General features: G+C 50.1%; 15 protein-coding genes. 13 read left to right on the forward strand and 2 right to left on the reverse strand.

Annotated features, from left to right (window positions below; all coding sequences use genetic code 11):
- The first annotated feature begins 3 nt into the window (after positions 1 to 3).
- The 9 genes from dusA (at position 4) to aroF (ending at position 7,575) form a co-directional block, all read left to right on the forward strand.
- The gene (gene dusA, locus H6G46_RS06500) at positions 4 to 1,008 is read left to right on the forward strand and encodes a tRNA dihydrouridine(20/20a) synthase DusA (protein ID WP_010871518.1); all 1,005 of its coding nucleotides are present in this window, start codon (positions 4 to 6) and stop codon (positions 1,006 to 1,008) included.
- A 135-nt stretch (positions 1,009 to 1,143) separates the two neighbouring features.
- Positions 1,144 to 2,406, forward strand: a complete 1,263-nt coding sequence (gene metK, locus H6G46_RS06505) for a methionine adenosyltransferase (RefSeq protein WP_010871517.1) — start codon at positions 1,144 to 1,146, stop codon at positions 2,404 to 2,406.
- 111 nt (positions 2,407 to 2,517) lie between these two features.
- On the forward strand, positions 2,518 to 3,003 hold the full coding sequence (gene apcD, locus H6G46_RS06510; protein ID WP_010871516.1) for an allophycocyanin subunit alpha-B: 486 nt from the start codon (positions 2,518 to 2,520) through the stop codon (positions 3,001 to 3,003).
- Positions 3,004 to 3,079: 76 nt separating this feature from the next.
- On the forward strand, positions 3,080 to 3,640 hold the full coding sequence (locus tag H6G46_RS06515) for a hypothetical protein (protein ID WP_199303434.1): 561 nt from the start codon (positions 3,080 to 3,082) through the stop codon (positions 3,638 to 3,640).
- Positions 3,641 to 3,811: 171 nt separating this feature from the next.
- The gene (locus H6G46_RS06520; protein ID WP_010871514.1) at positions 3,812 to 4,282 is read left to right on the forward strand and encodes a tetratricopeptide repeat protein; all 471 of its coding nucleotides are present in this window, start codon (positions 3,812 to 3,814) and stop codon (positions 4,280 to 4,282) included.
- Positions 4,283 to 4,382: 100 nt separating this feature from the next.
- Positions 4,383 to 5,396: a permease gene (locus H6G46_RS06525; protein ID WP_010871513.1), complete on the forward strand. Its 1,014-nt coding sequence runs from the start codon at positions 4,383 to 4,385 to the stop codon at positions 5,394 to 5,396.
- Positions 5,397 to 5,560: 164 nt separating this feature from the next.
- On the forward strand, positions 5,561 to 5,830 hold the full coding sequence (gene rpsO, locus H6G46_RS06530) for a 30S ribosomal protein S15 (protein WP_010871512.1): 270 nt from the start codon (positions 5,561 to 5,563) through the stop codon (positions 5,828 to 5,830).
- Between the two features lie 17 nt (positions 5,831 to 5,847).
- Positions 5,848 to 6,324 carry a PAM68 family protein gene (locus H6G46_RS06535; protein ID WP_010871511.1) on the forward strand — a complete coding sequence of 159 codons (477 nt, stop codon included), beginning with the start codon at positions 5,848 to 5,850 and terminating at the stop codon, positions 6,322 to 6,324.
- 195 nt (positions 6,325 to 6,519) lie between these two features.
- On the forward strand, positions 6,520 to 7,575 hold the full coding sequence (gene aroF, locus H6G46_RS06540) for a 3-deoxy-7-phosphoheptulonate synthase (protein WP_010871510.1): 1,056 nt from the start codon (positions 6,520 to 6,522) through the stop codon (positions 7,573 to 7,575).
- 82 nt (positions 7,576 to 7,657) lie between these two features.
- On the opposite strand, the gene H6G46_RS06545 is transcribed toward aroF, so the two are convergent.
- Together H6G46_RS06545 and cobJ are read right to left on the reverse strand one after the other, a co-directional pair.
- Entirely contained in the window at positions 7,658 to 9,013 is a 1,356-nt protein-coding gene (locus H6G46_RS06545) for a DUF4335 domain-containing protein (protein WP_010871509.1), read from the reverse strand.
- A 102-nt stretch (positions 9,014 to 9,115) separates the two neighbouring features.
- Positions 9,116 to 10,999 carry a precorrin-3B C(17)-methyltransferase gene (gene cobJ, locus H6G46_RS06550; protein WP_010871508.1) on the reverse strand — a complete coding sequence of 628 codons (1,884 nt, stop codon included), beginning with the start codon at positions 10,997 to 10,999 and terminating at the stop codon, positions 9,116 to 9,118.
- Between the two features lie 83 nt (positions 11,000 to 11,082).
- Here cobJ and H6G46_RS06555 point away from each other — a divergent pair, with 83 nt between their 5' ends.
- From H6G46_RS06555 to H6G46_RS06570, 4 genes are read left to right on the forward strand one after another with little or no spacing between them, the layout of a single operon-like run.
- Entirely contained in the window at positions 11,083 to 12,588 is a 1,506-nt protein-coding gene (locus H6G46_RS06555; protein ID WP_010871507.1) for a UbiD family decarboxylase, read from the forward strand.
- Between the two features lie 33 nt (positions 12,589 to 12,621).
- Complete coding sequence (locus H6G46_RS06560; protein ID WP_010871506.1) at positions 12,622 to 12,921, forward strand: SH3 domain-containing protein; 300 nt, start codon at positions 12,622 to 12,624, stop codon at positions 12,919 to 12,921.
- A 40-nt stretch (positions 12,922 to 12,961) separates the two neighbouring features.
- Complete coding sequence (locus H6G46_RS06565; protein ID WP_010871505.1) at positions 12,962 to 14,137, forward strand: LL-diaminopimelate aminotransferase; 1,176 nt, start codon at positions 12,962 to 12,964, stop codon at positions 14,135 to 14,137.
- Between the two features lie 24 nt (positions 14,138 to 14,161).
- Positions 14,162 to 14,539: a DUF1622 domain-containing protein gene (locus H6G46_RS06570; RefSeq protein ID WP_010871504.1), complete on the forward strand. Its 378-nt coding sequence runs from the start codon at positions 14,162 to 14,164 to the stop codon at positions 14,537 to 14,539.
- The last annotated feature ends 25 nt before the right edge of the window (positions 14,540 to 14,564 follow it).

Consider the following 14,564-nt stretch of genomic DNA (forward strand, 5'->3'; position numbering starts at 1 on the left):
CTGATGACAAAAATTTTCGCTGATTCTTCTATTAATCCCCTCAGTGTGGCCCCAATGATGGACCATACTGATCGCCATTTTCGCTATTTTCTACGGCAGTTAACCCGCCACACCCTGTTGTACACAGAAATGATTACGGCCCAGGCCATCCTCCACGGCGATCGCCAGAGGTTATTAAATTTTAGCCCGGAGGAAAAACCCGTAGCGTTGCAATTGGGGGGCGATGATCCCCAACTCCTAGCGGAATGTGCCCGCATTGGCCAGGATTGGGGATATGACGAAATTAACTTGAATGTGGGCTGTCCCAGCGATCGGGTGCAGAGCGGCAATTTTGGGGCTTGTTTAATGGCTCAACCGGATTTGGTAGCCCAATGTGTGAGTGCAATGCAAAAGGCCGTGGAAATTCCCGTCACCGTTAAACATCGCATTGGCATTGATCATCGGGACAGTTATGAAGATTTAGTGCATTTTGTCGAAATCGTGGCAAACGCTGGCTGTCAAAGATTCACTGTCCATGCCCGTAAAGCCTGGCTCCAGGGGCTTAGTCCCAAGGAAAACCGAACCATTCCTCCCCTACGTTACGAAGATGTTTATCAATTAAAAAAGGATTTTCCCCAGTTATTGATCGAAATTAATGGCGGTATCACCCAAACTGAGCAAATTCAACAGCATCTTAGCCATGTGGATGCAGTGATGGTGGGCCGAGCCGCCTACGAAAATCCCTACCTTTTCGCCACCGTAGACCGGGACATTTACCACAAAACCAATTTAGTCCCCAGCCGAGCGGAAATTATTGAACGTATGTTGCCCTATGTGGAAGAGCGTTTACGTCACGGCGATCGCCTTAATCAAATTACCAGGCATTTATTGAGTTTGTTCAATGGTCAACCCAGGGCTAAATTTTGGCGTCGTACCCTGAGTGATTCCACTCTATTGGCTTCTGCAGGGCCGGAGCTATTACAAACAGCCCTCCAAGCCCAAAAATTCCCAGGGGTATTGGTAGCATAGGGAACAAATTTTAGCCCTTTCCGTTCCCGTACCAGGGAAAATAACCTGTATGATGAAATGTTAATTTAACTTAACAAGCTTTGTTGAAGGTCTTGTTTGCCCAATAGCCTTTATCGTGTACGAGGACTGAAGACTTTGTCTAAGCGCTATTTATTTACTTCCGAGTCGGTGACAGAAGGCCATCCTGATAAGGTGTGTGACCAGATTTCCGATACCATCCTTGATGCCCTCCTAACCCTGGACCCCAACAGTCGAGTAGCGGCGGAAACCGTAGTCAACACAGGCTTGACCCTAGTGACGGGGGAAATTACTTCCCAAGCCCACATTAATTTTGTCGAATTGATCCGCCAGAAAATTGCTGAAATTGGCTACACCAACGCCGATAATGGCTACTCCGCTAACAGTTGTGCCGTCATGCTGGCGATCGACGAACAGTCCCCCGACATTTCCCAAGGTGTAACCGCCGCCCAAGAACAGCGCCATGCCCTCAGCGACGACGAGTTAGACAAAATCGGTGCGGGCGATCAGGGCCTAATGTTTGGCTATGCTTGCAACGAAACCCCAGAATTGATGCCCCTACCCATTAGTTTGGCCCACCGCATTGCCCTGCGCCTATCGGAAGTACGTAAATCTGGCCAATTGGCTTATCTTCGCCCCGACGGTAAAACCCAAGTTTCCATCCTGTACGAAGATGGCTCACCCGTAGCCATTGATACCATCCTCATTTCCACTCAGCACGACGAGCACATTGGCGATATCACCGACAACGATGCAGTCCAAGCCAAAATTAAAGCCGATCTTTGGGACGTAGTGGTGGGTCATTGCTTCAGCGACATTGCCCTCAAGCCCACTGATAAAACCCGCTTTATTGTTAATCCCACTGGCAAATTTGTTGTGGGGGGTCCCCAAGGGGATGCTGGTTTAACGGGACGGAAAATTATTGTGGACACCTACGGTGGTTATTCCCGCCATGGCGGTGGTGCCTTTTCCGGTAAGGATCCCACCAAGGTAGACCGGTCTGCGGCCTATGCCGCCCGCTATGTGGCCAAAAACATTGTTGCTGCCGGTTTAGCAGATAAATGCGAAGTACAGGTCAGCTACGCCATTGGGGTTGCTCGCCCAGTCAGCGTTTTAATCGATACCTTTGGCACCGGTAAGGTAGATGAAGAAAAACTGCTGGAAGTCGTATTGGCAAACTTTGAACTGCGCCCAGCCGGTATCATCCAATCCCTCAATTTGCGGAATTTGCCCGCCGAACGGGGGGGGAGATTTTATCAAGATGTGGCCGCCTATGGCCATTTTGGTCGCAATGACCTGGATTTGCCCTGGGAATACACCGACAAAGTGGATGTGTTGAAAGCAGCTTTTGCTTCTAGCCCCCAGGCCGTGGCCGTCTAGGGAAGCAGCAGGAAAAAGTACACTGCCTCAGGATGAGAGGGTATTTAGCCTGGGGCAGTATGGGGCAACTCAGGCTAAACTACAGTATGATATGAAATTCTTGTTGATATCATGAGTGTAGTTAGTCAAGTTATTTTGCAAGCCGACGATCAACTCCGCTACCCCACTAGCGGTGAACTCAAAGGGATCCAGGCGTTTTTAACCACCGGTGCCCAGCGTATTCGCATTGCGGAAACCCTGGCCGAAAATGAAAAAAAGATAGTCGATCAAGCCCAAAAACAACTGTTTAAGAAGCACCCTGAATACCGTGCTCCCGGAGGTAATGCCTACGGTCAGCGGCAATATAATCAGTGTTTGCGCGATTACGGTTGGTATTTGCGCCTAGTTACCTATGGCGTTTTAGCGGGCAACAAAGAACCCATTGAAACTACTGGTTTAATCGGTGTGAAGGAAATGTACAACTCCTTAAATGTGCCGGTGCCAGGGATGGTCGACGCGGTAACTGTACTGAAGGATGCGGCGTTGGGACTGTTGAGTGCAGAGGATGCCAATGAGACAGCTCCCTATTTTGATTACATCATTCAGTTTATGTCCTGATTTGTTTTGGCACGAAGATTAACGAAGATGGCGGTGGGTTTCTGTGGCCGACTATGCCTTCTTCGTTTTCTCGTTTTTGGCTGTTTTGATCACGATAATCCTCAGCCCTGGGGGGAAACTGTCCATGCCCTGGCTCAAATCCATTCCTTTTTTATCCCTTGCTTTGGTAATTGTTGCCTATGTGGCCTTTGGCTGGAGATTGGCCGAGGCCAGTGTGCCCTGGAGCACGATGTTCCACGAACACCTCAAGGGTTGGCAGATAGAACTGGATCAAAGGACGATTCTGGCTTTAATCCATATTTTTACCCTGTTCATCATTACGTTGACCACTTTAGCTTTGACTACCCCCATTACCCTGATGACCTATGTGGTGGGCAATTGGGCTAAGTCAGAATTGCGGTCGATGGTGTCCATGGTGTTTTGGTGTTTTGTTTTTGTCGTGGCCCTGCGGTGGTTTAATTATTTCACTTCATTTTTGTTGCTACTAGCGGCGGCTATTCTGGGTCGGATTGAGTTGCGTAATCTGGGTATGGGCCAGGGGCAAAGCTTGTTATTATTAGCCCTAATCTGTGGCTCGGCTTTTGCGGGGGGGGTTTACAGTTATTTTTCCTACTATCCGTTGCCTTCTCTTAACTAAAGCTTGTTTTGAAAGCCCTTTAATATTGTCGGAGCTTTTATTTAGTGCCAAGTTTTGGCCGGGAAACTAAAACTTTGCCGACAGGCCCTCGCGTTATCATCGGCATTGGATTGCAGAAAGTCCGGCTCCCCCAGCTTAATTTTGTTGTTATTGGGAATTTTCCCCTTTTCTATGGCTTCCACCAAAAAGATTTTACAAAAGACCTTCATCATTGCTTCAGGGTTGGCTTTTCTAGGCATGATGACAGTGCCGATGCTGACTGTGTTGAGGGGCAATGCTAACCAGACTGAGGGTCCATCCCAGGGGACACCGCAACAACCCACAGCGGCAGATCTGGAGCGCTTAAAGGAGGTCGCTGGGGGATATGAAAAAGTATTGCAACGGGAACCGGATAATCCCAACGCGTTGCAAGGGCTGGTGGAAGCTCGTTTACAAATGGGGGATTTGGCCGGGGCGATCGCCCCGATGGAGAAGTTGACGAAAATTTATCCGGAGGAAGAGGGGCTAAAACAGTTGCTGGAGGCCATTAAACTACAGGTGAAAAATCCCCAGTTACCCCCACCCCAAAACCCTTTGGCACCGACGGAACCCAATAACCAGGGCGGGGGGACCGGGGGGACGCCTACCCCTACCCAACCCTAGAAAGATCGCAGTTTGGTATTATCGTTTTTTGCTCCTCTCACCGTGAGCTTCAGGAAGTTTTTGTCCCCTGGGCTGACTCTGCCTGGCTTTGCTTAAATCTATGACCCAATTGCACGAAGCCTTTACTATTTTTTTGAGCTTGCTGGTGGAGGCCATCCCCTTCCTCACCTTTGGGGTAGTGCTCTCCAGTGCCCTATTAGTCTTCAGCGATGAAAAAAAGCTAATTGCCTATATTCCCCGTAATCCTTTCCTCGGGGCGATCGCCGGTAGCTTGGTGGGGTTTATGTTTCCGGTGTGTGAGTGTGGCAATGTGCCCGTGGCCAGAAGATTTTTGATGCAGGGTTTGCCCCCTTCGGTAGCAGTGGCATTTTTGTTGGCTGCTCCCACCATTAATCCGATTGTGATTTGGTCCACCTGGGTGGCTTTTCGGGATCAACCGGGCATGGTAGTGGCCCGGGTAGTCTGCTCCCTGATTATTACTGTGATTGTCAGTTGGGTGTTTAGTCGTCAGTTGGACGCAGTGCCTCTGCTTAAACCTGCTTTGGGTCGTAGATTGGCCTACCTCACTCGTCCGGAAGAATCCCCCACGGCGATCGCCTGTGAATCCCCCCTTTTGCAATCGGGCACCTTTCTCTTGGGAAGTGGTAACAGCGGTCAACTGCTGAAATTAGACGAGCAAGCGGTGGAAACCCTCCTACCCCCCATTGCCCCCAGCCGTTGGGAAATGTTCACCGACAATATTGTGCAGGAATTACGGGAATTGGGCGGCATGCTAATTTTAGGCAGTTTAATCGCCGCCGTCATCCAAGTTTTCATTCCCAGGGAATGGATTTTACTGTTGGGACAAGGCACCATTAGCTCCATTTTGGCCATGATGTTGCTATCGGTGGTGGTATCGGTCTGTTCCACAGTGGACTCATTTTTTGCCCTCTCCTTTGTTTCCACCTTCACTAGTAGCTCCCTGTTAGCATTTTTAGTCTTTGGCCCCATGATTGATGTCAAAAGCATCGGGCTATTGCTTTCCGTTTTCCAACGGCGCATTGTTATCTATCTGCTCCTCCTGACAGGCCAGTTAACCTTTCTGCTCAGTTTGGCCCATAGTTATCTGTTTTAGATCTGATTTGAATCTGGAATGATTTGCCCCCCAACGTCTTTGGTTGTCGATAACTTTCCCTTTTCGTGATGGAAAGGAGCCCTCCGGCAAACGTGATATAGTAAGAGATTGCAACGAAATTTATCGCCCAATACTTTACAGCCTAGGTTTTTTCCACAGAGACTATGTCCTTAACCCAAATCCGTAAACAAGAATTGATGACCGAGTATCAAGCCCACGAGACTGATACTGGGTCCGCTGATCTGCAAGTGGCCTTCTTGACAGAAAGAATTACCCAGCTCACAGGGCACCTCAAAGCTAACCCCAAAGACCACGCTTCCCGTCGGGGCCTGCTCAAAATGATTGGTCGTCGTAAGCGTCTATTAAGCTTCATCAATGCCCGGGAACCAGAACGTTACCAAGCCCTGATCAAACGCCTCGGTATCCGTCGTTAAGTTTTTGCATTTTTCCCATGGCTGACCCCACCAATCGAGACCGTCTTCCTTTTGAGCGGAAATCAAAAAAGAAAAAGGTTGAAAAAAAGCCCCCTGCAGTGGTGGCTCCGAGCACTAAAACCAGCGGAGCCAAAGATAAAAAGGGCCGCCGTTCAGCAGACAGTGGCATTCCCGCCGTGGTGAGCCAAAGGATGGTTAAACGCATGGCCCTGTTCTCCGGCATTCCCACTGGGCTGGGCATGTTATCCTTTGTGCTTTTTTATCTTGTTGTGAGCCGGGACTGGTTTGAGATTCCCACCTATGTGGTGTTTTCGGTGAGTCTGCTCTTTTTTGGTCTAGGGGTGGTGGGCTTAAGCTATGGCATTTTTTCCACCTCCTGGGAAGATGAGCCTGGCAGTGTCTGGGGCTGGCCGGAATTTCGCCTCAACCTCAGTCGTACCATCGCTGTCTGGCGCAACGCCCAACAAACGGCCCAGGACAATGGCGATCGTTGAACAAAACTCAGAATTTGTAAATTTTCGTTAACAAAGTTAACAATTGGTCAATAATAATTGCCCAGTCCTGTTGGTCAAAATAATTTCGTTAAAATTAGCATTAGCATCGGCTTTTCGAGTCCGCATTTACTGTCAGACCTTTAGCTAAGCTTTTAACCCTCCCTGTCCCAACCTATCGAATAGAGGAAGTTTGTCATGATCGTCGTCATGAAAGTCGGCACCCCAGAAATAGAAATTGAGCGCATTGGTAAGGAGTTTGCCGAACGGGGCCTCACCCCCGAAAAGATTGTTGGTAAGCACAAAGTTGTGATGGGGTTGGTGGGGGAAACAGCCGGACTTGATCCTTTGCAAATCCAAGAGGTTAGCCCCTGGATTGAAGATGTATTACGGGTGGAACAACCTTTTAAACGGGCTAGTTTGACTTTCCGCCATGGGGAATACAGTGAAGTAATCGTTTCTACCCCCGCTGGCCCCGTGGCGATCGGCAAAAACCATCCGGTGGCTGTGGTAGCAGGCCCCTGTTCGGTGGAAAATGAAACCATGATTGTGGAAACGGCCCGTCGAGTTAAGGCGGCCGGGGCCCAGTTTTTACGGGGCGGCGCCTTCAAACCCCGTACCTCTCCCTACGCTTTCCAAGGTCATGGGGAAAGTGCTCTAGGTCTGTTGGCAGCAGCTAAGGAAGCCACTGGTTTGGGCATTATCACCGAAGTGATGGATGCGGCGGATTTAGAAATCATTGCGGAAGTGGCGGATGTAATCCAAGTGGGTGCCCGCAATATGCAGAATTTCTCCATGCTGAAAAAGGTAGGGGCCCAGGATAAGCCAGTGCTGTTAAAGCGGGGCATGGCGGCCACCATTGATGAATGGTTAATGGCGGCAGAATACATTCTCGCGGCGGGTAATCCCAACGTGATTCTTTGTGAGCGGGGCATTCGCACCTTTGACGGCCATTACACCCGCAATTGCCTTGATTTGTCGGTGTTGCCTGTCCTGCGCTCCCTTACGCACCTGCCCATTATGATCGACCCCAGCCACGGCACCGGTAAATCCGAGTATGTGCCCTCCATGGCCATGGCGGCGATCGCCGCGGGGACAGACTCCTTGATGATTGAAGTGCATCCCAACCCGGCTAAAGCTATGTCCGATGGGCCCCAATCTTTGACCCCCGACCGCTTCGACGAAACCATGAAGCAATTGGCGGTTATTGGGCAAACTGTAGGACGTTGGCCTAAAGTAGCGGCCCTGGCCTAGGAATTCGCGCTGTAAAACTAAAACAGATTAAACCAGGCCCGACGGAAAAACCAGCGGGCCTTTTTTTGTTGGATGGTGCGGACTATTGGGGTTGATCTTCCAGAAAAGCCTTCACATCTCCCAGGGGAGTAAGTACTAAGCGAATGGTTTCCATCCTGTCATCGGCGAGGGGAGAGACCAACGGTTCCCCAGGGGCAGGTTGGGGCAGGCGGGCCATGTAAATGCTAGCGGCTCGGCCTAGGGGCATGGTTCTCTTCACCGTCCCACTGGGATCAATTTGTAGGCGATATTCCAACGTTTGGGTTTGATCTTCCGGCGGTTGCCACTGCTCTTGATAGAACTTACGCACTTCCGCCACCTGGGGAATGGTGTCCAGTAAATTGGTGGAACGGGGTGGCACAGCACGGGGTCGAGGCGGCCTAAAACTAACGGGATTAGAAGCAGGGGGCAGAGGCGGTAAATCGGGGGTAGTGGACAATATCTCGCCACCATAGGGTAGGGGTTGACCGTCGGGGCGGGGCAAAATAGCCAAGGCACCGGGGTAAGACGGTTCTGGCGGCGGTGTCAGGGGTTGTAGATTAGTGGGATCAGGAATGGCAATATAGGTTTCCCCTGGGGCTCCTGGAGCTTGTAAATCAGGGGGACGCACCCTTTCTGGGGGCACCACTAGGGGAATATTAGGATTACGGGGAGGGGGAGCAGCAGCTAGCACGGCACTGGGGGAAGGCAGAGGATCCCGTAAAGCTAGGATTGGGGCCAATTGAGGGGAGGGGGTATCGCCCCTCGGTGGTGGTGGCACCATAGAGCTAACTTCCTCAAACTGAAATTGGTTGGGCATTGGCAGTTGAAAATTATTCTGCACCGCCACTTCGGGTTGGGGTTGGCGCATCCACAGGGCCGCTATGGCGATCGCCGCCACACTACCGGCTGCTACCATTCCGGCTAAGACCAATGCTTTAGGCGACTGTTCTCTGGCCATGAGCACTGACATCCGGCTCGGCTCTAAATCCTGGAGACGGAAACCTTCCAAGGCCAGCATCAGATCGTACAACTGGGAAGTATTGAGGGTAATGGGAGCCCCCATCCCCAAAAGTTCATGGCTCCATAATCCCTGGGGTCGTAGGCAAAAAGAAGGTTCACCGTCCGCATTAAATACTGGTTCCGGATAGGTGCTTGGTTCCAAGGAAGCACAGGGGTTAAGCCGTTGCTGGAGATAGGTTTCCACCGCTAAAGCGAGGGCTTCCAACTCCTCCGGTGTGCCAGACAAAGTTAATTGTTCTACTTCCGGCAAACGGGGATCGTCAAAATGGAGCGCAAAACGATAATCCGCCGGCAAAGTTTGGGGAGGTCTTTGCCATACCCGTCGAGTTTGCCACAACTCTAAAGTACAGGTGGGAGGGGTATAACGCCTCAGTTGTACATCCTTCACCAGCTTCATTGGAAAATACTCCCGGTCAACGGACTCACTTCTATTCAGGGTACCTTGAAAATTATGGGATTAGAGGGCTTGAGCACCGCTCCAGTAATTGACTGTTTTTTTCTAGGCATTGGCATAATAGCCCCGGGGAGTAATCAAATAATCTTGATAATTGTAGGTGTTACTGTTGCCGATGAGCACCACCGTCAGCATATCAATGGGAAAGTTCAGCATTGCCGCCAACGTGGTACGCACAATGGTTTCATCTTGGCGATAAACGGAACGCACCAGGGCCACCGGAGTGGTTGGCGATCGCCATTGTAGGAAAATAGCTTGGGCCTGTTCAATCAACTCGGTGCGCTTTTGGGATTTGGGGTTATACAGAGCGGTGACAAAATCCGCCTGGGCCGCCGCCGTTAACCGTTGCAGAATTTTTTCTTTGGGGGTAAGCAAATCGCTGAGGCTAATGGCGCAAAAGTCGTGCATCAGGGGAGCACCCACCCGGGCCGCCGCTGCTTGGAAGGCACTAATGCCGGGAAAAACTTCCACTGCGGGGGTTTGCCCATCCCAATTTAATTTCTCCAGTTCTTCCAACACTAGCCCAGCCATGCCGTAAATGCCACAATCCCCGGAGGATAGCACCGCCACCGTTAAACCCCATTGGGCCAACTCAATGGCTCGCTGACACCGTTGCCGCTCCTGGGTGAGGGGGAACGTTTCACAAATTTGGCCGGGTCGTCGTAGAGGATCAATCAAATCTAAATAAAGTCCGTAGCCAATGAGCACGTCTGCTTCTCTAATAGCCGTTCGGGCCGCTGGGGAAATTTGGCTTAATTCTCCGGGCCCGGTGCCCACTAACCATAACTGTCCCGGTTTGCCGATGTATTCCCTTTCTCCCTTGGCGATCGCCACTGTTACTGCTTGGTTGTGTTGTTTAACAATTACTTTTTCCGCTATCAATTTTCCCCCTTGGCTATACATTTGAGCCGCCGTTAATGCCGCCGCTTCCGCCACACTGGGGGTACCCACTTCTTGAAGAACCACCTCGGAGGGATTGGGGACAGCCTGGGCCGCTAACTGTTCTGGGGGAAAAGTGAAAAAGGGCAAATCGTATTTTTGGGCGAATTGTTGCATTCCCACTTCGTCGGCTTTTAAATGGACACTGGCCAGGCCCGCGATCGCCAAAGGGCTTAAATTTTCCCGTTCTAAAACTTCTAACAAAGCCCGTTCTAACAAAGCTAAATCCGTACCCCGCACACAGCCAACGCCAATCCATAACAGTCGGGGATGCCATGGGGCCATGGGTTTATTCAGTTTTTCCAAATTACTTTCTTGAACGGTGATTAATAAGGTTGCCGTCGTCTCCTTAGTTCCAGAAAAAGTAAAACCATGGCCTGGGGGTAAATGATTTTGCCAAAGAGTTAACCCCGCCGTTTGTGTTACTCCTACTAATTTTTGAGCGGCCAAAGCAGAACTTACCGCTGTCCAATCTCCTTTTCCTTTGCGCCAACCAAAGGGGATGCCTAAACAATCCACTGCTATCTGCCCCAAGCCATTGGCCCCGCCAGTGAGAATTGCTTTTGCCTGCAACTGTTCCGCCACTATCTGCGCCAGGCGATCGCCTCCCCCTTGGTGGCCGCTGAGTAAACTAATCACCGATTGACCCATGGCATCCACCACCAGCACAGCGGGATCACTTTGTTTACTTTGCAATAAAGGAGCAATTAAGCGGACTACGGCCCCCGTGGCTAAACCAAAAATAAAGGCTTGATGGTTATTCCAGCGTTCTGCCACAGCCGTTGCCAAAGAATCGCCATAGGTTTCCACTAGGGAATTTTTGCCAAGCTCTAATTCCTCTGCCAAAGATTTTGATAAAAGCAATTTTCCCGTCAACGTTTCCACCACGGGCAGAAGCAATTTAACGGCTTGGGGAGTGACGGCGATCGCCGTAAGGGGATGAAAAGTTTTCAACAATTTTTGCCGTCTATCATTGTCAACCCCTAGCATAGCGGCAAATTCTCGTTGGAGATCGCCATCCTGGTCGGGCTAAACCCGTTAAGCTAGAGAGCGTATTTGTTTAGACATCAGCCATGGCCAGAGATTTACGGGGATTCATCCAGTTGTTGGAAACACGGGGGCAGTTGCGCCGCATTACCGCTGAGGTGGATCCCGATTTGGAAGTGGCGGAAATCTCTAACCGGATGCTACAGGCCGGTGGCCCAGGGCTGTTATTTGAGAATGTCAAAGGCTCCCCTTTCCCGGTGGCGGTGAATTTGATGGGCACAGTGGAGCGCATCTGTTGGGCCATGAATATGGACCATCCTCTGGAGTTGGAGGATTTGGGCAAAAAGCTAGCCCTGTTGCAACAGCCTAAGCCGCCCAAGAAAATTTCCCAGGCCATTGATTTTGGCAAAGTGTTGTTTGATGTGCTCAAGGCCAAACCAGGGCGTAACTTCTTTCCCCCCTGCCAAGAAGTAGTCATCGATGGTGAAAATCTCGATTTAAACCAAATCCCCTTGATCCGGCCCTATCCCGGTGATGCGGGCAAAATTATTACCCTTGGTTTAGTGATCACCAAGGACTGTGAAACGGGCACCCCCAATGTGGGGGTTTATCGTCTGCAACTGCAATCCAAAACCACCATGACGGTCCATTGGCTGTCGGTGCGGGGAGGGGCCAGGCATTTACGCAAAGCGGCGGAACAGGGCAAAAAATTAGAAGTGGCGATCGCCTTGGGGGTAGATCCATTAATTATTATGGCGGCGGCCACACCGATCCCGGTGGATTTGTCAGAATGGTTATTTGCGGGGTTATACGGTGGTTCTGGGGTGGCCCTAGCTAAATGTAAAACCGTCGATTTGGAAGTGCCGGCGGACTCAGAATTTGTGCTGGAAGGTACCATTACCCCCGGCGAAATGTTACCCGATGGCCCCTTTGGCGATCACATGGGCTACTACGGCGGCGTGGAGGATTCTCCCCTAGTGCGGTTCCAGTGTCTGACCCACCGCAAAAATCCCGTTTATTTAACTACTTTCAGCGGTCGTCCCCCCAAAGAAGAAGCCATGATGGCGATCGCCTTGAACCGGATTTATACGCCAATTTTGCGGCAACAGGTTTCGGAAATCACCGACTTCTTTTTGCCCATGGAAGCGTTGAGTTACAAAGCTGCCATTATTTCCATTGACAAAGCTTATCCGGGGCAAGCTAAGCGGGCGGCCCTGGCTTTTTGGAGTGCTCTACCCCAATTTACCTACACCAAATTCGTCATTGTGGTGGATAAGAGTATTAACATCCGCGATCCCCGCCAGGTGGTCTGGGCCATCAGCTCCAAAGTTGACCCGGTGCGGGACGTGTTTATTTTGCCGGAAACCCCCTTTGACAGCCTCGATTTTGCCAGTGAAAAAATTGGTTTGGGCGGCCGCATGGGTATTGATGCCACCACCAAAATTCCCCCGGAAACGGATCATGAATGGGGAGAAGTATTGGAGTCCGATCCAGCCATGGCGGAGCAGGTCAGCCAACGCTGGGCCGAGTACGGTTTGGGGGATATTAATTTAACCGAAGTTAATCCCAACTTGTTTGGCTATGACGTGTAAACAAGTCCTGACGGAATAGTAGATTTTTTGCCAATGGCTTTCTTTAAAAGTTTATTTTTAACCAGCATTTTTTGCTTCGTCTTAACAGCAATTCCTTCCCAAGCAAAGGAAATTTGTAAAGTTACTGATCCTACCGGTACGCCTCTCAATGTTAGAGAAAGTCCCAATGGTCAAGTTATTAATGCTTTAAGAAATAATCGAGAAGTGGAAATCCTAGAAATTGATTTTGACCAACAAGGCCGCCCTTGGGCCAAAGTTGCTGGTTATTATCAGGATCGTTATCGGGTTTGGGGTTGGGTAATTCGAGAATTTATTAGCTGTTACGAACGCTAACCAATTCGATTACAAAGTTTCTAATAAAATAGTTTTGTTTATGCAATTTGCTGATCGTCTCAACGCCTTTGGTGGTAATGTTTTTGCTGATATGGACTTGGCTAAGGCCCAAGCCCGGGCCCAGGGTCAAACCATTATTGATCTTTCCCTTGGCTCCTCTGATTTACCTACTCCTGCCCCCATTCTGGCCACGATCGCCAAAGCTTTAGAAGATCCCAGCACCCATGGTTATTTATTGCACCAGGGAACCCTACCATTGCGGCAGGCGATCGCCGTTTGGTACGAAAAGCGTTTTGGCCTAGCGGTGGATGCGGAAACGGAAGTGCTGCCCCTGATTGGTTCCCAGGAAGGCACAGCCCATTTACCGTTGGCGGTGTTGAATCCCGGCGATGTGGCTCTGTTGATGGACCCTGGTTATCCCTCCCACATGGGGGGCGTGTACCTGGCGGGGGGAGAAATTTATCCCATGGCGTTGCGCTCGGAAAACCAATTTTTGCCAGTGTTTACGGCCATTCCCAACTCAGTTTTAGCCAAGGCCAAAATGACGGTGCTCAGCTATCCCCACAATCCCACCACGGCGATCGCCAGCTTAGAATTTTTTCAAACGGCGGTGCAGTTTTGTCGTGACCATGATTTAGTATTAGTACATGATTTTCCCTACATGGATTTGGTTTTTGATGGTATAGCAATGCCACCGTCAGTTTTGCAAGCAGACCGACAAAAATCCTGTGCCATTGAATTTTTTACCTTTTCCAAATCCTATAATATGGGGGGCTTCCGTATTGGTTTTGCCATTGGTAATATCCAGTTAATTTCTGCCCTGAAAAAAATCAAAGCGGTGGTGGATTTTAATCAATACGCAGGCATTCTCCAAGGGGCAATCGCCGCCCTGGAAAGTCCACCGGAAACTGTGCAACAAACCGTGCAAATTTTTGCCCAACGCCGGGCAACATTGATTGATGCTTTAGCGAAGATTGGCTGGGCTGTGCCTCTGCCCACTGCCACCATGTATGTTTGGGCACCATTACCTGAAAGTTGGCTTGGCAATTCCTTGGAATTTTGTCAAAAACTGGTGGCTAAAACCGGTGTTGCCCTTTCTCCAGGGTCTGGCTTTGGTGCAGGGGGGGAAGGTTATGTACGTTTTGCCTTAGTACAGGAGCCGGATATTTTGGCTACGGCGGCCAAAAAAATCGGTCAATTTCTTGACCAAAACTAGACTAAAAGGCAAAGGAATAAAACTATGGAAATTTTGGATCATTATCTGGGCAATTTAGTCAGCATTACCAGGTTTGTGCTGGAAAGTGTTTCCGTGCTGTGTATTATTCTCGGGCTAGTGAAAACTTTGCAAATGGTCTGGGCTGGCGATCGCCGTACTATGAATACGCCCAAATTTTTCAACAGTATTCGCTTGCAATTCGGTTTGTGGTTGGCTCTAGCCCTGGAATTCCAATTGGGGGCAGATATCCTTTCCACCACCATCGCCCCTACCCTAGAAAGCTTGAGCAAACTAGGGCTAATCGCTGTAATCAGGACTTTTTTAAACTATTTTCTTGGTAAAGAACTGGAATCGGAAATCAGAATGGAAATTGAACAGGAAAGACAGGAACATGGCCGTTAACCATTGAGCCATGGCGATCGCCTTT

Origin of the sequence: Synechocystis sp. FACHB-908 (assembly GCF_014698595.1) — a bacterium.
Lineage (GTDB): Bacteria > Cyanobacteriota > Cyanobacteriia > Cyanobacteriales > Microcystaceae > Synechocystis.